At 64.9% G+C, this 19,478-nt stretch carries 19 protein-coding genes and 1 pseudogene; 15 read left to right on the top strand and 5 right to left on the bottom strand.

Annotated features, from left to right (window positions below):
• The first annotated feature begins 170 nt into the window (after window positions 1-170).
• Entirely contained in the window at window positions 171-1,424 is a 1,254-nt protein-coding gene (locus ACZBJS_RS18520; protein ID WP_316399296.1) for a class I SAM-dependent methyltransferase, read from the top strand.
• A 20-nt stretch (window positions 1,425-1,444) separates the two neighbouring features.
• Here the strand turns inward: ACZBJS_RS18520 and ACZBJS_RS18515 are convergent, their stop codons facing one another.
• Complete coding sequence (locus tag ACZBJS_RS18515; protein WP_194295401.1) at window positions 1,445-1,615, bottom strand: hypothetical protein; 171 nt, start codon at window positions 1,613-1,615, stop codon at window positions 1,445-1,447.
• 184 nt (window positions 1,616-1,799) lie between these two features.
• Between ACZBJS_RS18515 and ACZBJS_RS18510 the strand changes: the two genes are divergently transcribed.
• From ACZBJS_RS18510 to ACZBJS_RS18450, 13 genes are all read left to right on the top strand, one after another.
• Window positions 1,800-1,922 (top strand): hypothetical protein, encoded by a 123-nt coding sequence (locus ACZBJS_RS18510; RefSeq protein ID WP_256520498.1) that lies wholly within the window; start codon window positions 1,800-1,802, stop codon window positions 1,920-1,922.
• A gap of 292 nt (window positions 1,923-2,214) precedes the next feature.
• Window positions 2,215-3,717 carry a replicative DNA helicase gene (locus tag ACZBJS_RS18505; protein WP_057019871.1) on the top strand — a complete coding sequence of 501 codons (1,503 nt, stop codon included), beginning with the start codon at window positions 2,215-2,217 and terminating at the stop codon, window positions 3,715-3,717.
• Window positions 3,718-3,765: 48 nt separating this feature from the next.
• Entirely contained in the window at window positions 3,766-5,070 is a 1,305-nt protein-coding gene (gene alr, locus ACZBJS_RS18500) for an alanine racemase (RefSeq protein WP_456784724.1), read from the top strand.
• A 30-nt stretch (window positions 5,071-5,100) separates the two neighbouring features.
• Window positions 5,101-5,871: an exodeoxyribonuclease III gene (locus tag ACZBJS_RS18495; protein ID WP_057020052.1), complete on the top strand. Its 771-nt coding sequence runs from the start codon at window positions 5,101-5,103 to the stop codon at window positions 5,869-5,871.
• 358 nt (window positions 5,872-6,229) lie between these two features.
• Window positions 6,230-6,955 carry a sulfite exporter TauE/SafE family protein gene (locus ACZBJS_RS18490; protein ID WP_463438967.1) on the top strand — a complete coding sequence of 242 codons (726 nt, stop codon included), beginning with the start codon at window positions 6,230-6,232 and terminating at the stop codon, window positions 6,953-6,955.
• Between the two features lie 442 nt (window positions 6,956-7,397).
• Window positions 7,398-7,685: a hypothetical protein gene (locus ACZBJS_RS18485; protein ID WP_057019868.1), complete on the top strand. Its 288-nt coding sequence runs from the start codon at window positions 7,398-7,400 to the stop codon at window positions 7,683-7,685.
• Window positions 7,686-7,857: 172 nt separating this feature from the next.
• Window positions 7,858-8,472 carry a hypothetical protein gene (locus tag ACZBJS_RS18480; protein WP_141343103.1) on the top strand — a complete coding sequence of 205 codons (615 nt, stop codon included), beginning with the start codon at window positions 7,858-7,860 and terminating at the stop codon, window positions 8,470-8,472.
• Between the two features lie 99 nt (window positions 8,473-8,571).
• Complete coding sequence (gene radA / locus ACZBJS_RS18475) at window positions 8,572-10,041, top strand: DNA repair protein RadA (RefSeq protein ID WP_168856962.1); 1,470 nt, start codon at window positions 8,572-8,574, stop codon at window positions 10,039-10,041.
• A 205-nt stretch (window positions 10,042-10,246) separates the two neighbouring features.
• A complete protein-coding gene (locus ACZBJS_RS18470; RefSeq protein ID WP_026192677.1) occupies window positions 10,247-10,882 on the top strand; it encodes a CvpA family protein in 636 nt (211 codons plus the stop codon).
• A 25-nt stretch (window positions 10,883-10,907) separates the two neighbouring features.
• A complete protein-coding gene (gene purF, locus ACZBJS_RS18465; protein WP_430641119.1) occupies window positions 10,908-12,458 on the top strand; it encodes an amidophosphoribosyltransferase in 1,551 nt (516 codons plus the stop codon).
• A gap of 154 nt (window positions 12,459-12,612) precedes the next feature.
• Window positions 12,613-13,353, top strand: a complete 741-nt coding sequence (locus tag ACZBJS_RS18460; RefSeq protein WP_057019864.1) for an SDR family NAD(P)-dependent oxidoreductase — start codon at window positions 12,613-12,615, stop codon at window positions 13,351-13,353.
• A gap of 193 nt (window positions 13,354-13,546) precedes the next feature.
• Entirely contained in the window at window positions 13,547-14,686 is a 1,140-nt protein-coding gene (locus ACZBJS_RS18455) for an NHL repeat-containing protein (RefSeq protein WP_463438966.1), read from the top strand.
• Window positions 14,687-14,835: 149 nt separating this feature from the next.
• Window positions 14,836-16,062 (top strand): ABC transporter substrate-binding protein, encoded by a 1,227-nt coding sequence (locus ACZBJS_RS18450; RefSeq protein ID WP_463438965.1) that lies wholly within the window; start codon window positions 14,836-14,838, stop codon window positions 16,060-16,062.
• Between the two features lie 48 nt (window positions 16,063-16,110).
• Here ACZBJS_RS18450 and ACZBJS_RS18445 read toward each other — a convergent pair.
• The 4 genes and pseudogenes from ACZBJS_RS18445 to ACZBJS_RS18430 all read right to left on the bottom strand — a co-directional run bounded on the left by ACZBJS_RS18445 (window position 16,111) and on the right by ACZBJS_RS18430 (window position 18,916).
• A pseudogene (locus tag ACZBJS_RS18445) lies at window positions 16,111-16,679 on the bottom strand (DUF2147 domain-containing protein).
• A 51-nt stretch (window positions 16,680-16,730) separates the two neighbouring features.
• The gene (locus ACZBJS_RS18440; protein ID WP_463438964.1) at window positions 16,731-17,393 is read right to left on the bottom strand and encodes a DUF3313 domain-containing protein; all 663 of its coding nucleotides are present in this window, start codon (window positions 17,391-17,393) and stop codon (window positions 16,731-16,733) included.
• A 387-nt stretch (window positions 17,394-17,780) separates the two neighbouring features.
• Complete coding sequence (locus ACZBJS_RS18435) at window positions 17,781-18,455, bottom strand: TetR/AcrR family transcriptional regulator (protein ID WP_283061833.1); 675 nt, start codon at window positions 18,453-18,455, stop codon at window positions 17,781-17,783.
• A gap of 158 nt (window positions 18,456-18,613) precedes the next feature.
• Window positions 18,614-18,916, bottom strand: coding sequence for a hypothetical protein (locus tag ACZBJS_RS18430; RefSeq protein WP_463438963.1), 303 nt, complete (start codon window positions 18,914-18,916; stop codon window positions 18,614-18,616).
• A 150-nt stretch (window positions 18,917-19,066) separates the two neighbouring features.
• Between ACZBJS_RS18430 and ACZBJS_RS18425 the strand changes: the two genes are divergently transcribed.
• Window positions 19,067-19,459, top strand: coding sequence for a nuclear transport factor 2 family protein (locus tag ACZBJS_RS18425; RefSeq protein WP_141343241.1), 393 nt, complete (start codon window positions 19,067-19,069; stop codon window positions 19,457-19,459).
• Window positions 19,460-19,478: the final 19 nt, after the last annotated feature.

The raw sequence follows: 19,478 nt of genomic DNA, 5'->3' as shown, positions 1-19,478 counted from the left end.
TGGAAGCGCGCCCATGACGCATCCACGCAATTGTCACATTTTGGAATATCGGCTTTGACCACAACGCTATAGCGCGATCTAATTCCCTGCCTATCTTGAGGTTGGGGACACATTGGAGTGATCAACTCCGGTGGTGTCGGTGTGCAGCTTGCCGTTCCGTTGGTGTTTCGATGGACCGATTGTTGCGATACTTCTTGGGGCGCTTCATCCGCCGCGGTTCGATCACGTTCACGACCGCGAGCGGCGCTCGGTTCATCTGCGGTGACGGCACGGGTGTACCGGTCGCCGTGCGCTTTATGACGCGAGGGGCGGAACTCCGCATCCTAGTCGATCCCGAGCTTTATCTCGGCGAAGCCTTCATGGACGGCACGTTCGTGGTGGAGCAAGGCACCGTCGCCGACGTGCTGGCGGTCCTGATGGGTCAGGCAGCCATGCTGCCGAACTTTGCCAGGCTGCAGGCCTGGGTACGCTTCCTCGGACGCCGCGCCCAGCAGATCAATGTGCGCGGCCGATCCAGAAGCAATGTCGCCCGTCATTACGATCTCGACGGCCGCCTCTATTCCCTCTTCCTCGACGCGGACAAGCAATACAGCTGCGCCTATTTCGAGACGCCGGACGCGACGCTGGACGATGCCCAGCTCGCCAAGAAGCGTCACCTCGCCGCAAAACTCCTGATCAAGCCCGGGCACCGCATCCTCGACATCGGTTCCGGCTGGGGTGGCCTTGGGCTCTATCTCGCCGAGATGAGCGGCGCCGACGTCACCGGCGTCACGCTGTCGACCGAGCAGCTGCAAATTTCCAACGCCCGGGCGGCGGAGCGGAACCTGGCGCAATCGGCGCGCTTCCTGCTGCAGGACTATCGCGACATCCCCGGGCCGTTCGACCGCATCGTCTCGGTCGGCATGTTCGAGCATGTCGGGGTCGCCTACTATGAAACCTTCTTCGCGCGCTGCGCCGAACTGCTGAGCGACGACGGTGTCATGGTGCTGCACTCGATCGGCCGCTCGACCGGCCCCGACGTCACCAGCCCCTGGATCCGGAAATACATCTTCCCCGGCGGCTACATTCCGGCGCTGTCCGAGGTCATGCCGGCGATCGAGAAGGCCGGATTGCTGATCTGCGACATGGAGATCCTCCGCCTGCACTATGCCGAGACGCTGAAGGCATGGCGCGAGCGCTTCATGGCGCGGCGCGAGGAGGCCGTGCGGCTCTACGACGAGACCTTTGCCCGGATGTGGGAATTCTACCTGGCTGCGTCGGAGATGTCGTTCCGCGTGCAGAACATGATGAACTTCCAGCTCCAGCTCACCAAGCGCCAGGGCATCGTCCCGATAACCCGCGACTATATCGGCGGCGAAGAAGCCCGCCTGCGGCTGAAGGAGGCCGGCGCGGCCAAGCCCCGGCTGCAACTCGCCGGCGAATAGGTCTGAAGGAACGGGTGCTGCTAGTTGCGCAGGCTGTAGGCCGACCCGCAATGGCCAAAGGTCGGCGCCGGACGCGCCAGATGGGCCGCGGCGGCCGAAATCAAGCTGGCATCGCAGGGAACATTGCGGACCTCGGGACGCGCCGCCTGCTCCATGGCATCGACAAGCGCCGCCAGCCAGCGGCGATCCATGCCATCTGCCCGGCCAAGCCTTGATCGCGCTGTCTGAAACTCTCGAGCCATCGCCGCCGTATCTTGCCTGAGCGTAGACAACCTGGAATCCGCCGGGTCGTTCCCGCGAACCTGCCGCAAAAAAAGTGCGGCGCATGTGATCTGCTTCACAGAGGTCTGTCCCGGACTGTCGTAGTGGTCCGGAATGACCCGAGAAACACACCAGACGATGTTGGACCCGCAGCGCGATATCGCGACTGACTACGCCCTGATCGCCACTGGCGTGGTGGCCGCCTTGATCGCGCTGGCCTTCCTCATCCTGGTCTGAGAAATCGACGCCAACAGCCGCCTCGCCTCTCCATGGGTCCGCTCGCCTGGCAAAAGGTTCAGGCGGCGTCCAATTTTTGCCAACGACCGTGCTGATCGGCCGGCTCCCGCCCGGTTTCGGACAAAACCCCAGTCAAGCGGAATGCATCCGGCTGTTTCGGATTCACACCTCGCGTTGTGTGAATCGTGCATAAGAAACATCCGTCCTTTCGCTTCGTGCCGGGCTGGCGCTTCATCGCCGCCCCACAGCCGAAAATCTCAGTAACGACGAAATCAGAAGAATAAGCTCGTCCATGGCCTTGATTGATTCGAACGTCCACAAGCTCGCGCCCGACGCCGCATCCCCGGCCTACCGAAGTGCGCCGCACAACATCGAAGCGGAACAGGGCCTGCTGGGCGCGATCCTGGTCAATAACGACGCCTTCTACCGGGTCTCCGATTTCCTGGAGCCGAAGCACTTCTTCGAAACCATCCATCAGCAAATCTATGAGACCGCCGGAAGCCTGATCCGGATGGGCAAGGTCGCGAACCCCGTGACCCTGAAGACGTTCCTGCCGGCCGAGCTCGACATCGGCGGCATGACGGTCGGCCAGTACCTCGCCCGGCTTGCCGCCGAAGCGACCACCATCATCAACGCGCAGGACTACGGACGCACCGTTTACGATCTCAGCCTGCGCCGCAACCTGATCCAGATCGGCGAGGACATCGTCAACGTCGCCTATGACGCGCCGGTCGACTTCGCGCCGCGCGCCCAGATCGAGGATGCCGAGCGGCAGCTCTACGGCCTTGCTGAAACCGGCCGCTATGACGGCGGCTTCCAGCGCTTCGCGCAGGCACTGACGATCGCCGTCGACATGGCGGCGAAGGCGTTCCAGCGCGACGGCAAGCTGTCGGGCATTTCGACCGGTCTGCGCGACCTCGACGCCAAGATGGGCGGCCTGCAGCCGTCCGACCTCATCATCCTCGCCGGCCGTCCCGGCATGGGCAAGACATCGCTCGCCACCAACATCGCCTACAACATCGCCAAAGCCTATGTGCCGGAAGTCCAGGCGGACGGCACCACCAAGGCAGTCAATGGCGGCTGTGTCGGCTTCTTCTCCTGCGAAATGAGCGGCGAACAGCTCGCCACCCGTATTCTCGCCGAGCGCACCGGCATCCCCTCGAGCTCGATCCGTCGCGGCGGCATCTCCGAGCTCGATTTCGAGAAGATCCGCGACTGTTCGATCGAGCTGCAATCGCTGCCGTTCTACGTCGACGAAACCGGCGGTCTCTCGATCTCGCAGCTCACCGCGCGGGCGCGACGGCTCAAGCGCCAGAAGGGCCTCGACCTGATCGTGATCGACTATATCCAGCTGCTGCAGGGCTCGGGCAAACGCGGCAACGACAACCGCGTGCAGGAAATCACCGAGATCACCACCAACCTGAAGGCACTTGCCAAGGAACTGAACGTTCCGATCATCGCGCTGTCGCAGCTGTCGCGTCAGGTCGAAAACCGCGACGACAAGCGGCCGCAGCTGTCCGACCTGCGTGAATCCGGCTCGATCGAGCAGGACGCCGACGTCGTGATCTTCGTCTATCGCGAGGAATACTACCTCGCCAACAAGGAGCCGCGCGCGGGCACGCCGGAATATGAGAAGTGGCAGATGGACATGGACCTTGCCCACGGCAAGGCCGAAGTCATCATCGGCAAGCAGCGACACGGCCCGACCGGCACGGTCGATCTGCACTTCGAGGCCAGCGTCACGCGCTTCGGCGACCTCGCACCCGACGGTCAGGTTCCGGATCACGGCCACTGAGATCCGGACTCGGTTGAACGACGCAGGGCACCCGCGTACAACTGAGCCATGAACATCGTGACTGACGCGAAATCGCAGCTGACATCCGAGGCCAGTTTGCTGGCGGCCCACCCGACCGCCAGCGGTATCCTCACCATCGACCTCGACGCCATCATCGCCAACTGGCGCAAGCTCGAGAAGACCGCGGTGCCGGCCGAATGCGCCGCCGTGGTCAAGGCCAACGCCTATGGCTGCGGCGCCGAGCAGGTTGCGCGGGCGCTGGCCAAGGCCGGCTGCAAGACCTTCTTCGTCGCCAGCGTCGAGGAGGCCGCCGCGGTGCGCGCGGCCGCTCCCGAGGCGACGGTGTATTCGCTCGGCGGTTTTTTCCAGAACACCGGCGACGCCTACGCCAGGATCGACTGCAAGCCGGTGATCGGCGATCTCAACGAGCTCGCCGAATGGGACGTGTTCTGCCGCCGCTCCGGCTGGTCCGGCGGCGCCGGCATCCATATCGACACCGGCATGAACCGGCTGGGGCTCACGGTCAGCGAGGCACAGGGCATCATCCCGCGGATCAATGCCGGCGATCACGGCATCACGCTGGTCATGAGCCACCTCGCCTCCGCCGAATTGCTCAACAATCCCGCCAACGCCAAGCAGCTTGCGAGCTTCCGCGAGATCGCGAGCCTGTTCACTGGCGTGCCGGCCTCGCTGGCGAATTCTTCCGGCGTGTTTCTCGGCGCGCAATTCCAGTTCGAGATGGTGCGGCCGGGCTGCGCGCTCTATGGCGTCAATCCGACGCCGGAGGCCGACAACCCGATGCAGCAGGTGGTCGATCTCAAGGCGCGCGTCGTGCAGATCCGCAACATCGATCGCGGCGAGACCGTCGGCTATGGCGGCACCTGGACCGCGCGCCGGCCGACCCGGCTTGCGATCGTCGCCGCCGGCTATGCCGACGGCTATTTCCGCGCCGCCAGCGCCAATGACGGCACCCGCGGCGCCGAGGTCGTGGTCGCCGGCAAGCGCTGCCCGATCGCCGGCCGCGTCTCGATGGACCTGATCGCGGTCGATGTCACCGACCTCGACAAGAATGCCGTGCGGCGCGGCCACATGGTGACGCTGATCGGCGAAGGCATCACGGTCGACGAGGTCGCGCATCATTTCGGCACCATCGGCTACGAGGTGCTGACCAGCCTCGGCCGCCGCTTCGTGCGCATCTACAAGGGCGGCGATGCCGTCGCCGCGAGAAGCGACGCGGTCGCCGAGACGAGCGAGCCGGCTGCCACGCCCGCAGCACCGCCAGCCTTGCCAACAGCAGCGCCCGCTGCGCCGCCGCCACTGCCGGCCGCCGAGCCAACAGCGACGTCCACCTGACATGATCAAGGTTCGCGATTGCCGGTGCGCATGAAGATCGCGACCTTCAACATCAACAACGTCAACCGCCGCCTGCCCAACCTGTTGCGCTGGCTGAAATCGGCCAGGCCCGACATCGTCAGTCTGCAGGAGCTGAAGGCCAGCGACGCCGAGTTTCCCGCGGCCGCGATCGAGCAGGCCGGCTACGGCGCGGTGTGGCAGGGACAGAAGACCTGGAACGGCGTCGCCATCCTCGCGCGCAAGGCCGAGCCGGTGCTGATCCGCACCGCCCTGCCCGGCGATGCCGGCGATCACGAAGCGCGCTACATCGAGGCCGCGGTGCGCGGCATCGTCGTCACCAGCCTCTATCTGCCGAACGGCAATCCGCAGCCCGGGCCGAAATTCGATTACAAGCTCGCCTGGTTCAAGCGGCTGCGCGCCCATGCCGCCAAGCTGCTCAAGCAGGACGTCCCGGTGGTGCTCGCCGGCGACTACAATGTCGCGCCGACGCCGTTCGACATCTACCCAACGCGGTCCTGGGACAAGGATGCGCTGATCCAGCCGAAGAGCCGCGCCGCCTTCAAGGCGCTGGTCGATCAGGGCTGGTGCGATGCGATCCGCGCCCTGCATCCGGACGCGCCGATGTTCACCTTCTGGGACTACAAGCGCCAGCGCTGGCCACGCGATGCAGGCCTGCGGCTCGATCATCTCCTGCTCAGCCCCGCAGTGGCGCCGCGCCTCGTGAAAGCCGGCGTCGACCGCGCCATCCGCGGCGAGGACGGCGCCAGCGATCACGCGCCGGCGTGGGTGGTGTTGAGGTGACGGGTTTGCGTGTCGCGCTCGCGCCACAATCACTCTGTCGTCCCTGCGAAAGCAGGGACCCATACTCCGCGGCCGATGTTGTGAACGGGACTTTGTCGTTCCGGCGGCGCGCAAAAATCCGCATTCGTGGTTATGGGTCCCTGCGTTCGCAGGGACGACATAAAATGTGTTGCGCGGTCTATGAGTCATACTACCGCATTCTCGCGACATGATTTGTCCAAGTCTTGCTGCGCTGCGCACGATGGCGTGTCGATGGCTCGGCGGCGCCCTTGCGCCGTCTCGAACCATGAGGTCACACTGAGCCCCTCCCGGGACACGCATTCAGCATGGCTCGGGATCACCTCACCGGAGCGCGCAGGTGGGCTTTCTCTTCGTCCTCATCGTCGGCCTGGTCGCCGGCACCATTTCCGGCATCGTCGGCACCGGCTCGTCGATCATGCTGATGCCGGTGCTGGTCTATCAGTACGGGCCGAAGCAGGCGGTGCCGATCATGGCCGTCGCCGCCGTGATGGCCAATCTGTCGCGAATCCTCGCCTGGTGGCGCGAGGTCGACTGGCGTGCCTGCATCGCCTACTCGATCACCGGCATCCCGGCCGCCGCGCTCGGCGCGCGCACCCTGCTCGCGCTGCCCTCGCATGCGGTCGATATAGCGATCGGCGTATTCCTGATCGCGATGGCGCCGGTGCGGCACTGGCTGGCGCGGCACAGGCTGAAGGCCAATCTCTGGCATCTCGCAATCGGCGGTGCGCTCATCGGCTACCTCACCGGCATCGTGGCCTCGACCGGCCCGCTCAGCGTGCCGCTGTTCCTGTTCTACGGTCTCAGCAAGGGCGCGTTCCTCGCCACCGAGGCGGCGAGCTCGCTCGGGCTCTATGTCAGCAAGTCGGTGACGTTCGAGCGCTTCGGCGCACTGACGCCGGACATCGCACTGAAGGGCCTGATCGCCGGCGCCTCGCTGATGGCCGGCGCCTTCATCGCCAAGCGCTTCGTGCTGCAGCTGAAGCCGGAGTCGTTCCGCCTGATCATGGACGGCATCATGCTGGCGGCGGGCACGGCGCTATTGTGGTCTGCAATGACGCAGTAAAATTCCGACATCGACCAGGCCCTGGGCAAACGGATTTCACCGTGACGAACACCAACATCCTCCCGATGGTGTCGTAATTCTACGGGGCTTTGCGCATCGGGTGGCGCGTACCCCGAAAGAGTTTTGTTGAGCGCTCACCTTCCGTTGTTATCCGGATTGCCATCGTCCGGCCGCTGCGTTTATGACAATCTCATTACTTGCACTTGATCGTTTGCGGAAAAGAACTTTGCTCCAGCAGGCATCACAGGGTTGATCGACGACCCGGATGCGAGTCCCGAGAGTTCAGGCGACACGAGTTCAGCGAAACATGGCGTGCAGATCGGGCGCAGAGCCCGGCGCCTGATGTCGCCGATGTCGGCCTGACGAATGCGGGATCGCAAGTCGAAGCATTGGGAGTCGCGGGTCGTCAAAGCCCACGACAGGCGGGAAAGGCAGGCGCGCGATGCGCAAGATGATGATCACGACTGCGGCGATTGTGACGTTCGCTGTTGCCGGCTCGGCGTTCTGGCCGACGGCAAGGCCCGATGTCGCGCAGTTCGGAGACAGCGTCTACGAGACGATCTGGGTCTGGCGCATTCCGGCCTACGCCAACAATCCGTCGTGGCGGGTTCGCTGGAGCTGGAGCGATCCGTTGCGCGCGCAGGCGAGATGCTGCCGCGCTCTGCCGACGAGTCTGACGCCGCGCGAGAATCCGCCGCTGCTGCTGTCGAGGCGGGACATCCACGTTTGACCGCGCGTACAAACGAGAGCAGTTCCCTTGCGCGAAGCGCATTTGATTCAAATTCGCGCTGTAGTTGAACTTACTTTTTATCCTTAACCAGAAACCTGATCTTTGATTTACATCTGCAAGATGCGGTTTACCTTGTCTCCGCGAGCACAGCGGATTCAGGGACAACAACAACATGCGCCAACCAAGCCTCACCCTGTGGTTGACCGTTGTTCTGGCGACGCAGGGATTGAGCGTCGCGGCAGACGATACAAGACCGGGGCAACCGGGTGCCGTTGCCGCTGCTGACCGCGTTGCATGTTCCCTGCAGCCAAAAAGTGAGGAACCGTCCGATCCGTCGTCGACCTCGGCAATTCCTCACGCCGAAAAATTCGTCGCGCGGGAACATTTCAAGGAGGACATCGCCTCGAGCGCGCCGGTCAGGATTTCCTGGTTAGGCGCGACCTTCGCGCAGCGCTTCACGAACAAGATCGAGGACGATAGCGGCGGCGCATCGTTGCAGACCTTCATCCTGAGCGCAGCCTCGAGCGACAAGGAGATCCTCGCCAAACTGGGTCAGAGCCACGAGAGCAGACTGGCCGACGTCTGGTGCGCGTTGAGGCGACAGCCCAGCGGCAGCAACGGCCCGCTGGAGGTCAACGCCAAGCCGAACGTGTTTTACGTCCGCGACAGCGCCGGAGAGCTTGGTGCCGTCGACGTGCTGTGGGGCGGCGTCGGCTGGGAAATCGGCGCCAGCCCGGTCGGCGACAAGCCGCGCTGGCCGGGCGGAACGCGGGTGTTCTCGCGCTGAGCCGGCCCCGCCATCTGGCGCTTCGTCTTCTTCGATGGATCGTGCGCGGCGGCCGAACCGTGTTATGCATCGTGCTCGATAGCGCGACTCACCTGCTCCATGGCCAAATCCACCCTCTCCTTCGTCTGCCAGAACTGCGGCGCGGCGTATAATCGCTGGCAGGGCAAGTGCGATTCCTGCGGCGAGTGGAACACGCTGGCCGAGGAAGACACCACGGGCTCGGTGCCGGTCTCGATCCGCAGCAAGCGCAAGGGACGGACGTTTGCGCTGGAATCGCTGTCCGGCAAGACCCAGGACGCGCCGCGGCTGTCCTCCGGGATGGCCGAGCTCGACCGCGTCACCGGCGGCGGCTTCGTCCGCGGCTCGGTGCTTTTGGTCGGCGGCGATCCCGGCATCGGAAAATCGACGCTGCTGACCCAGGCGACCAGCATGATGGCGCGCGCCGGCCACCGCGCAGTCTATATCTCCGGCGAAGAGGCGGTCGCCCAGGTGCGGCTGCGCGCCGAACGGCTCGGCCTCGCGGACGCGCCGGTGCAGCTGGCTTCGGAAACCTCGGTCGAGGACATCGTCGCGACGCTGTCGGAAGGCGCAGTGCCGCGCCTGATCGTGATCGACTCGATCCAGACCATGTGGACCGACACGGTGGAATCCGCGCCCGGCACGGTGACCCAGGTCCGCGCCTCGGCGCAGGCCCTCATTCGTTTTGCCAAGAAGACGGGTGCCGCGATCATCCTGGTCGGCCATGTGACAAAGGACGGCCAGATCGCCGGTCCCCGCGTGGTCGAGCACATGGTCGATGCGGTGCTGTCGTTCGAGGGCGAAGGCTCGCAGCAGTTCCGCATTCTGCGCTCGGTGAAGAACCGTTTTGGCGCGACCGACGAGATCGGCGTATTCGAGATGACCGGCCTCGGCCTGCGCGAGGTCACCAACCCCTCGGAATTGTTCCTCTCCGAGCGCGAGCTCGGCAGCCCCGGCACGGCGGTGTTCGCCGGCATCGAGGGCACCCGTCCGGTCCTGGTCGAGTTGCAGGCGCTGGTGGCGCCGACCTCGCTCGGCACGCCGCGCCGCGCCGTGGTCGGCTGGGACCCGAGCCGGCTGTCGATGGTGCTCGCGGTGCTCGAAGCGCATTGCGGCGTCAAATTGTCCGGACATGACGTCTATCTCAACGTCGCCGGCGGCCTGCGCATCCAGGAACCGGCCGCGGACCTTGCCGCGGCGGCCGCGCTGGTCTCCTCGCTGGTGAACGCGCCGCTGCCGACGGATGCGGTCTATTTCGGCGAGATTTCGCTATCGGGCGCGATCCGCCCTGTGGCGCAGACCCCGGCCCGGCTCAAGGAGGCCCTCAAGCTCGGCTTCGCCCGCGCCATCCTGCCCGAATCGGCCCGCGGCGAGAGCGGCGGCGATTCAGGGCTCACCCTCAACAGCGTCGGCAACCTCACCACGCTGGTCGCCGAAATTGCGGCACGCGGAACGCCCCGGGGCGGCCGGCGCGACCAGGACGGCTCCGGAGGCCCTGATGCGGCTGAGAAAAATGCCACACCGGCCCGATTCCCTCGCGAGACCAGCTAAAGCGGGCGTGACGTATCAGCCCCCCGCCGCTATACATCCGCCGCGCGGGACAGGTGGCGCTCTGGCCTTGCCGGATGCCCCCAATGCGCCTCAGTTAGGACGGCACCGACTTCGCCGATTCGCGAGAGCACTTAGCAGCGTAAGCCCTTAACAACGTAAGCCCTTAACAGCGTACCGAAAACGTACCAGCGGACCTGACCAGCCGATGCCCATAACGATACTTGATCTCGTCCTGCTCGGCGTGATGCTGATTTCGGGCCTGCTCGCGATGGTGCGCGGCTTCATGCGCGAGATCCTGTCGATCGCGGCCTGGGGCGCCGCCGCGCTGGTCACGCTGTATGCGTTTTCGAAGCTTCTGCCGACCGCCAAGACCTATTTCAACAACGACACGGTCGCCGCCGTGGTCGTGGTGGCCGGCGTCTTCATCGGCACGCTGATCGTGGTCTCGATCGTCACGGTGCGGATCTCGGACATGATCCTGGATTCCCGGATCGGCGCGCTCGACCGCACCCTCGGCTTCCTGTTCGGGCTCGCCCGCGGCCTCCTGATCGTGGTCGTGGCGTTCATGTTCTTCACCTGGCTGGTTCCGGACAAGCAGCGGCCCGATTGGGTGACCGGGGCGAAGTCCCGGGTGGTGCTGCAGGGAACCGGGGATTGGCTGATGTCGCTCTTGCCTGACGACCCCGAGAACACCATCTTAAAGAAGTTCAAGAAGAATAAGCCAGACGACGATTCTGCGGCCGATACCAATGATCAGGCGACGCCGGCGTCGGGCGATGGCTATAGCAAACCTGCGCGTGACAGCTTGAAGAAGCTGATCGAGAAACCCGCGGGCCGATAAACTATTTGGGCCCTTACGAGAGGCGATGAACGAGATGCAGACCCCTTCGGATCATACCGACCAGATGGATCTCGACCTCGGCCCGATCGAACTGCAAGACGACCCTAAAAACGACCCTCTCAGATACCACCCCGACCTCGATGGCGACACGCTCCGCGAGGAATGCGGCGTGTTCGGCATCTTCGGCCATCCCGAGGCCGCCGCGATCACCGCACTCGGCCTGCACGCCCTGCAACACCGCGGCCAGGAAGCCGCCGGCATCGTCTCCTTCGACGGCAGCCGCTTCCACAGTGAACGCCGCCTCGGCCTGGTCGGCGACGCCTTCTCCCGCCGCGAGGTGATCGAGCGCCTGCCGGGCAACGCCGCGGTCGGCCATGTCCGCTACTCCACCACCGGCGGCACCATCCTGCGCAACGTGCAGCCACTGTTCGCCGAGCTCAGCGCCGGCGGATTTGCGGTCGGCCACAACGGCAACCTCACCAATGGCCTGACCTTGCGCCGCGAGCTGGTCAAGGGCGGCGCCATGATGCAGTCGACCACCGACACTGAGGTGATCCTGCATCTCGTGGCGCAGTCCAAGCGCACCCGCTTCATCGACCGCTTCATCGAGGCGCTGCGCACCATTGAGGGCGCCTATGCGCTGGTCGCGCTGACCAACAAGAAGCTGGTCGGCGCGCGCGACCCGCTCGGCATCCGCCCGCTGGTGCTCGGCGATCTCGACGGCTGTCCGATCCTGACCTCGGAGACCTGCGCGCTCGACATGATCGGCGCGAAATACGTCCGCGACATCGAGCCCGGCGAGATCATCGTGTTCGACGAGCGAGGGGCTCACAGCCACAAGCCGTTCCCGCCGAAGCCGGCCCGGCCCTGCATCTTCGAATACATCTATTTCGCGCGCCCGGACTCGATCGTCGGCGGCCGTTCGGTCTACGACGTGCGCAAGGCATTTGGCGCCCAGCTGGCGCGCGAGAGCCATCCCGAGGTCGACGTCGTGGTGCCGGTGCCGGATTCCGGCGTGCCCGCCGCGGTCGGCTACAGCCAGTATTCCGGCGTGCCGTTCGAGCTCGGCATCATCCGCAACCACTATGTCGGCCGCACCTTCATCCAGCCGACCCAGAGCGTGCGCGAGCTCGGCGTGCGCATGAAGCATTCGGCCAACCGCGCCGCGATCGAAGGCAAGCGCATCATCCTGATCGACGACAGTCTGGTTCGCGGCACCACCTCGAAGAAGATCGTGCGCATGATGCGCGATGCGGGCGCCCGCGAGGTGCATTTCCGCCTCGCCTCGCCGCCGATCCTCTATCCCGACTATTACGGCATCGACCTGCCGGACCGCGGCGGCCTGCTCGCCGCGACCCATTCGCTCGAGGAGATGCGCGACATCATCGGCGCCGACTCGCTCGCCTTCCTGTCGATCGACGGCATGTACCGCGCGATGGGCCATGAGGGGCGCGACCCGGCAAATCCGAGATTCGCCGACCATTGCTTCACCGGCGCCTACCCGACACACCTCACCGACCAGAGCGAAACCGAGGCCCCGCCGCGCCAGCTCTCGCTGCTGGCGGAGGCGAGCTAGCCACATCCGCGCTGTCGTCCCTGAAAGCAGGGACCCATAACCACCGGCCTATCTGGCTGGGCAGCGTTAGACACAAGCACCGTTTTCCATTACCGCCGTCACGGCGTATGGGTCCCTGCTTTCGCAGGGACGACGATTTGTTAGAGTCCCTTCCATGACAAAACCCCTCGCCTCCCGTATCGCCCTCGTGACCGGCGCCTCGCGCGGCATCGGCCATGCGACCGCGGTCGCACTGGCCAAGGCCGGCGCGCATGTCGTGGCGGTGGCGCGCACGCAAGGCGGGCTGGAAGAGCTCGACGACGAGATCCGCACGGCCGGCGGCAGCGCCACCCTGGTGCCGCTCTCGCTCACCGATTACGACGGCATCGCGCGGCTCGGCCTTGCGCTGCATGAGCGCCACGGCAAGCTCGATATCCTGGTCGGCAATGCCGGCACCGCAGGGCCGTCGTCGCCGCTCGGCCATATCGAGCTGAAGCCATGGAACGACGTGTTCGCGATCAACGTCACCGCCAATTTCCAGCTGATCCGCTGCATGGACCCGCTGCTGCGGCAATCCGACGCCGGCCGCGCGGTGTTCGTGACGTCGGGCGTGGCCCACAAGGCCAACGCCTATCTCGGCCCCTATGCGGCCTCGAAGGCCGCGCTGGAGGCACTGGTGCGCTCCTGGGCCAACGAGACCGCCAACACAAAGCTCCGCGTCAACCTGTTCAGCCCCGGCCCGATCCGCACCCGGATGCGCGCGCAGGTGTTTCCCGGCGAAGACCCGATGACGCTGGATACGCCCGACATGGCCGCCGAATTCATCGTGCCGATGTGTTCGCCCGCATGGACCGAGACCGGCAAGCTCTACGACTACAAGGCGCGCACGCTGCGCAGCTTCCAGCCGCCGGCGTGAGCGCGGCTCTCTCTCCCGTAGCCCGGATGGAGCGAAGCGCAATCCGGGATAATCTCTACGCCGAGAAACCGGCCCCGGATTTCGCTTCGCTCCATCCGGGCTACGCACCTCCTTGCGATTGACTCGCTCGCGTCCCCACGATTGACTGCCCTTCCCAGCGGGACGCCCGCCAAGAAAAATTTCGGGAGGCAACATGACGCCGACGTTCAATCGCGCGCGCTTCATTCTGTCCGGATTGTTTCTCTCCGCCTGCATCGCATCATCAGCCCTTTTTGCTCAGCCAGCGCCCGCCAGGGCCAGTGACGTCCCGACGTTTGCGGTCGATGCGTCCTGGCCGAAGCAACTTCCCAACAACTGGATCCTCGGCCAGGTCGGCGGCATCACGGTGGATTGGCAGGGCCACATCTGGGTGATCCACCGGCCGCGCTCGCTGACCGACGACGAGAAGGGCGCGAGCCTCAATCCGCCGCGCTCGAAATGCTGCGTCTCGGCGCCGCCGGTGCTCGAATTCGACGCTGACGGCAATCTACTGCGGTCCTGGGGCGGTCCGGGTGACGGCTATGAGTGGGTTGGCCGCGAGCACGGCATCGAGGTCGACGAGCGCGGCTTCGTCTGGATCGGCGGCAACGCCGACAATGACAATGCGATCCTCAAGTTCACCCTCGACGGCAAGTTCGTCTCGCAGATCGGCTCGATCGCACCGAGCAAGGGCAGCAACGACACCACCCAGCTCGGCAAGCCCGCCGAGACCGCGATCGACAAGGAGGCCAACGAGATCTACGTCGCCGACGGTTACGGCAACCGGCGCGTCATCGTGTTCGATGCCACCACCGGCGCCTACAAGCGGCACTGGGGCGCCTATGGCAACAAGCCCGACGACGCCAAGCAGCCACCCTACGATCCGAAGGCGCAGGTCGCGCAGCAGTTCGGCAATCCCGTGCACTGCGTGAAGATCGCCGATGACGGACTGGTCTATGTCTGCGACCGCATCAACAACCGCATCCAGGTGTTCAGGAAGGACGGCAGCTTCGTGAAGGAGTTCTTCTTCGAGAAGAGCACGCTCGGCAACGGCGCGGTGTGGGACATCGCGCTGTGGCCCGATCCCAAGCAGACCTACCTGCTCTCCGCCGACGGCGAGAACAACGAGATCCGCATCATCAGGCGTGACGACGGCGCGGTGGTCGGCAGCTTCGGCCGCAACGGCCGCAACGCCGGGCAGTTCCACTGGGTGCACGCGCTCGCGGTCGACGCCAGGGGCAACATCTATACCGCCGAGGTCGACACCGGAAAAAGGATCCAGAAATTCAAGCTGACGTCCGACGAGCTCAAGTAAGGGTTTCACCGGATGACGCTTCGACGCAGGCCTACCCGGCTTTAGGCGGATTGCCGCCTCCCCCGGGAAAGGGTAAGCGGGAACTTGAGCGACCGGCAAAAAGGCTCCGCAAGAGGGCTGTCCGGGCTTTAGACAGTGGAGGGAATTTCATGACAACGACGTTTGCGCGGCGCTGCGCCGCGCTTCTTGCTTGCGCCGCACTCGGCTTCTCAACTTCTGCGTTCGCGCAGGACAAGACCGTCAAGATCGGCGTGCTCAACGATATGTCGAGCCTCTATGCCGACATCGGCGGCCCGAACTCCGTGGTCGCGATCAAGATGGCCGTGGAGGATTCCGGCCTGCTCAAGAAGGGCTGGAAGATCGACGTCCTCAGTGGCGACCACCAGAACAAGCCCGACGTCGGCGTCAACATCGCTCGGCAATGGGTCGACAACGAGAAGGTCGATGCGATCGCCGACACGCCGAACTCCGGCGTGGCGCTTGCGGTCAACAATCTCGTCAAGGAAAAGAACATCGTCCTGCTGAATTCGGGCGCGGCGACCGCCGACCTCACCGGCAAGGCCTGCACGCCGAACACGATTTCATATACTTACGACACCTACATGCTGGCCAACGGCACCGGCAAGGCCCTGACGAAGGCCGGCGGCGACACCTGGTTCTTCCTGACGGCCGACTATGCATTCGGCCACGCGCTTGAGCGTGACACCACCGCGGTCGTCAACGCCAATGGCGGCAAGGTGCTCGGAAGCGTCAAGCATCCGATCAACACCGCCGATTTCTCGTCGTTCCTGTTGCAGGCACAATCGTCCAAGGCCAAGGTGGTCGGCCTCGCCAATGCCGGCGGCGACACCACCAACGCGATCAAGCAGGCGGCCGAATTCGGCATCGTTTCCGGCGGCCAAAAGCTCGCGGCGCTGCTGCTGTTCATCAACGACGTGCATTCGCTCGGGTTGAAGACCGCGCAAGGCCTGACGTTCACGGAATCCTTCTATTGGGACATGAACGATCAGACCCGCGCCTGGTCGAAGCGGTTCGCCGCCCTCGCCAGCAAGAACGCGATGCCGTCGATGACCCAGGCCGGCAACTACGCGATGGTGCTGCACTATCTCAAGGCGATGGAAGCGCTCGGCGGCAATCCGCATGACGGCGCCAAGGTCGTCGCCAAGATGAAGGAATTGCCGACCGACGATCCGCTGTTCGGCAAGGGCCCGCTGCGCGCCGACGGCCGGCGCCTGATTCCGGCCTATCTGTTCGAGGTGAAGAAGCCCGAAGAGTCCAAATATCCCTGGGACTATTACAAGCTGATCGCCACGATCGCGCCGGAAGACGCCGCGAAGCCGCTTGAGGCCAGCGACTGTCCGCTGCTGAAGAAGTAAGCGAAGTCCGTAGGGTGGGTTAGCGAAGCGCAACCCACCCTACACGCATCACTTCGCGGCGGACTTCCGCGCCGGCGGCGGCAACGACGCCCATTCCCTGTCGGCGCGCGGGCCGCCGACATCGCCGGTCAGGCCGACGAGCTGGCCCGGCTGCACGTCCAGCGTCTGCGTCCAGGTCTGGGTCTGGCACATCAGCTTGAGCAGGCATCCCTTGAGCTTCAGCCAGGTCGGACTTGTCGCGCCACAGCGAGACCGCATAGGACTTGCCGTCCTCGGCGTTGTAGATGTTCGCCGTCGAACCTGCCCTCCGGCGTCAGCTTCAATCCGAGGATCAGCTGATGGCCGAGCAGCGCACGCGTCCGCTTGTCGGGTTCGGGATTGAAGCTGTCGCGGAGCGGCTGGCCGTGTGAATCGAGCGGATCCTTCATCCACACGATGAAGCCGCAGATGCGGTCATGCGCAGGGTCGCAGCGCTCGAGGCGGATGCGTGCGCGGCCGTCTTCGGTCAGCCAGGTGCCGCTGGGATCGGCTGGGGCAATCGTCTCGGCGCGGCCGGTCGAGCTCATCAGCAAGGCAGCGACGAGGCTGCGCAGAAACATGCGAACCAGAAAGTTCATGGTAAAGGACCTTTCAGCGTCGGGATGGTTTGCGGACGCGCGCGGCGCGCCTCACTTCAATTGCGCCATGAAGGCATCGGCACCCTTGTCGATGCCGGCGGTGGCCGCGGCGAGATCGCCGACGCTGGCCTTGATGTCGTAGGCGTTGGGATATTGCTTGCTGACATGGGCGCCGAGCAGGCGCGAGGTCGAGCTGTCGAACATCTCGACGGCATAGATCACGGAGCCCGTCATCGTGCCCTCGCCGTCGCGCGCGGCCTGCACGCCGTTGTAGACCGCGCCCGCCAGATCGAAGCGCGACAGCGTGCCGAGCACCGGCGTGTTGGCGACCGCGCCGGTCAGCGTCAGCCGCAGGCGGAACGTGTTCGGCCCGCGCGTGTTCACCAGCGTGAAGCGGCCGCGCAGTTTGTCGGCGAAGCGGGTCTGCATGTAGGCGGCGAGCGTCTGCTTGTCCTTCTCGGACATGTCGCCGAACTGATGATCCGCGCCGCGATAGATCACGACCGGATCGATCATCACCTTGTTGTAGCTGCGCCAGTCGACCGGCGGCGCATAGCGATACGGCACACGCCCCGAAGAATCGGACGTGTCCGGCGTCATGTAGGCCGACGATGCCACCTCCGAATAGGCCACCGGCGTGACGGCGGCACATCCTCCCGCGAGGACGCAAAGCGCCATCGCTCCCAGACCGCGCGCGGCGATCGAGCTCTCCATTCCAATCTCCTCATCCGACCTGGGCGGAAAAGCAGCTCGGCCGCAGCCGCGTCCGGGGCTGAAAGTACGGCTGCGGCCGTCACTGGTTTGACTCGCCGTCGCGGCACCGCCAGACCTTGCCTCAGTGCGATCAACCATAAAACCGACCAGTTGGTTTGTAAAATTGCAATCGCAGGAAACGCGTCGGAAAAATGCGGCGGTCGAAATGTCGTGTTAGCTGGCGAGGCGGCTTCGCGAATGGCGGCCGCGCGTTGTCACAAACCCGCGACATCTCGTGTGGTACGGCAGAAATCGCCGGGGGATTTCAGGGGCCCGGTGCCGATCCAACGCCGCCAAGCGATCCATATTCCGCTTGGGCGGCGTTGCGCTTTCGGCAGCGCCGGAAATTCAGCCGCGCTTGCGCTCCGATGCCGGCTTTGCCGCGCGCGCGCCGGCCGGAGGCGAAGATGCCGTACGCGCCGCCGTTGTCTTGGCTGGCTTTGCTGCCTCCGTCGCGCCCTGCTCCATCGCGGTCCACTTGCTGTCGTCGAGCAAGCGCTCGAACAGACGATCGCGCTCGGCCTCGGTCAGCGACAACATGCCGAACAACGAACTGAGCAGCAGCCCCCGCGCCGCCGCCCAGCGCAGCAGCGCGAGATCCGGATCCCTCGCCTCGGCCTTCATCAGCGCGACCTTCTTGATGTCGACATCGCGCGGCATCGCCATCAATTCGGGGTTCTCGTTCATCGCCGCCAGCAGTGCGAACGCCCCTGCCCGCGGCGTTGAGATCGCCTCCCGGAGCGTCGCGATCTGCGCCGACAGCTCGGGCTGGTCCGTGGTCCCGCGTACCTTTTCGATGTAGCGGTTCGAGAATTCCTCGAAATGCGCCATCTGCTGCTCGAGCAAGGCGCGCAGCACCGCTTCCTTGGTACGGAACTGATGCATCACGCCGCCCTTGCTGAGACCGCTCTCGCGCGCAATCGCGTCCAGCGTCAGGCGCCCCGGACCATCGCGCGTCACGATGGTGATCGCGGCGTCGAGTGCGGCGTTGCGGGAGCGTTCCGAACGGGAAGGATTATCCATGGTGTACTCAGGAAGGAGTCGCTTGAGATCACAGTATCTCAGCGGCTTCGGTCAATCTCAAGCGCTGCGAGGCAGCGCGAACGGCGTCCCCGGAATGGCGGTGTCGCCCTCGGAAGACGCGTCAATCTCGGGAATCGGTCTTCGACCTATCCGATCGCTCACGCGCACAAGCGAACCTTTTGCAGCAGGCCATGAAGGAAGCCGTAGGCCATTCGGCCGACGACCCGTTCCCCTCGACCGCGTGCGCGTGCGACGGCCTGCGCGTCGGCATAACTCGCCGCGACGATCGTCCCGTGCCTGCCGCCATCGAGTTTCAGGTCGGTCAGGTAGACAAGGCCGCGCGACGTCAGCAGCGCCGCCTGCGCGGCGCTGAAGCGGGTCAATTCATCGCAGATATCAACGGCCTCGTCGGTCACCATGCTGCTCCTGGCAGCGCGCCCCGGAGCGAGGCGCGTCTTCATCCGTATCAGCTCCTATACAAACCAACCGGATGGTTTGTAAATGGACAATATGACGCAATCCGCCCGGTGCGGCCGGACACATCATCGTGTCGGATCGGCGCGCTCGCATTCGTCCTCGAAGCATCAGCCAGCATTCGGAGCACGCGAGCGATGACACAGCAGAAACAGAAAGCGGAAACCGAAATCAGGGCGCTCATCGACGCCTGGACGGACGCCGTCCGCCGACGCGACTATCCCGGCATCTTCGCCCATCACGATCAGGACATCGTGATGTTCGACGTTCCGCCGCCATTGCAGTCACGCGGATTGGATGAATACCGGAAGACGTGGGACTTGTTCTTCAGGTATCACCGCCCATCCTACGCCTTCGATGTCGAGGAGATCGCGATCACGGCCGGCGATGATGTGGCCTTCGCGGTCGCGGTGATGCGGTGCGGGCCACCTGATGCCACGTTCCAGTTCAGGCTGACGATCGGATTGCGCAAGGTCGACGGCGAGTGGCGCGTCACGCACGAGCACCATTCGGTGCCGGCGACGGAATAGAGCGTCTCGTGGTGGATCC

It is taken from the genome of Bradyrhizobium sp. KZN70725, from assembly GCF_055264925.1.
This window is presented reverse-complemented; position numbering and strand designations above follow the sequence as displayed.

What these genes read in the sequence shown, in the direction of transcription:
- ACZBJS_RS18520 (WP_316399296.1), top strand. Translation starts at nt 171, where the DNA reads ATGGACCGATTGTTGCGATACTTCTTGGGGCGCTTCATCCGCCGCGGT.
- ACZBJS_RS18515 (WP_194295401.1), bottom strand. Translation starts at nt 1,615, where the DNA reads ATGGATCGCCGCTGGCTGGCGGCGCTTGTCGATGCCATGGAGCAGGCG.
- ACZBJS_RS18510 (WP_256520498.1), top strand. Translation starts at nt 1,800, where the DNA reads ATGACCCGAGAAACACACCAGACGATGTTGGACCCGCAGCGCGATATC.
- ACZBJS_RS18505 (WP_057019871.1), top strand. Translation starts at nt 2,215, where the DNA reads ATGGCCTTGATTGATTCGAACGTCCACAAGCTCGCGCCCGACGCCGCA.
- alr (WP_456784724.1), top strand. Translation starts at nt 3,766, where the DNA reads ATGAACATCGTGACTGACGCGAAATCGCAGCTGACATCCGAGGCCAGT.
- ACZBJS_RS18495 (WP_057020052.1), top strand. Translation starts at nt 5,101, where the DNA reads ATGAAGATCGCGACCTTCAACATCAACAACGTCAACCGCCGCCTGCCC.
- ACZBJS_RS18485 (WP_057019868.1), top strand. Translation starts at nt 7,398, where the DNA reads ATGCGCAAGATGATGATCACGACTGCGGCGATTGTGACGTTCGCTGTT.
- ACZBJS_RS18480 (WP_141343103.1), top strand. Translation starts at nt 7,858, where the DNA reads ATGCGCCAACCAAGCCTCACCCTGTGGTTGACCGTTGTTCTGGCGACG.
- radA (WP_168856962.1), top strand. Translation starts at nt 8,572, where the DNA reads ATGGCCAAATCCACCCTCTCCTTCGTCTGCCAGAACTGCGGCGCGGCG.
- ACZBJS_RS18470 (WP_026192677.1), top strand. Translation starts at nt 10,247, where the DNA reads ATGCCCATAACGATACTTGATCTCGTCCTGCTCGGCGTGATGCTGATT.
- purF (WP_430641119.1), top strand. Translation starts at nt 10,908, where the DNA reads ATGAACGAGATGCAGACCCCTTCGGATCATACCGACCAGATGGATCTC.
- ACZBJS_RS18460 (WP_057019864.1), top strand. Translation starts at nt 12,613, where the DNA reads ATGACAAAACCCCTCGCCTCCCGTATCGCCCTCGTGACCGGCGCCTCG.
- ACZBJS_RS18455 (WP_463438966.1), top strand. Translation starts at nt 13,547, where the DNA reads ATGACGCCGACGTTCAATCGCGCGCGCTTCATTCTGTCCGGATTGTTT.
- ACZBJS_RS18450 (WP_463438965.1), top strand. Translation starts at nt 14,836, where the DNA reads ATGACAACGACGTTTGCGCGGCGCTGCGCCGCGCTTCTTGCTTGCGCC.
- ACZBJS_RS18440 (WP_463438964.1), bottom strand. Translation starts at nt 17,393, where the DNA reads ATGGAGAGCTCGATCGCCGCGCGCGGTCTGGGAGCGATGGCGCTTTGC.
- ACZBJS_RS18435 (WP_283061833.1), bottom strand. Translation starts at nt 18,455, where the DNA reads ATGGATAATCCTTCCCGTTCGGAACGCTCCCGCAACGCCGCACTCGAC.
- ACZBJS_RS18430 (WP_463438963.1), bottom strand. Translation starts at nt 18,916, where the DNA reads ATGAAGACGCGCCTCGCTCCGGGGCGCGCTGCCAGGAGCAGCATGGTG.
- ACZBJS_RS18425 (WP_141343241.1), top strand. Translation starts at nt 19,067, where the DNA reads ATGACACAGCAGAAACAGAAAGCGGAAACCGAAATCAGGGCGCTCATC.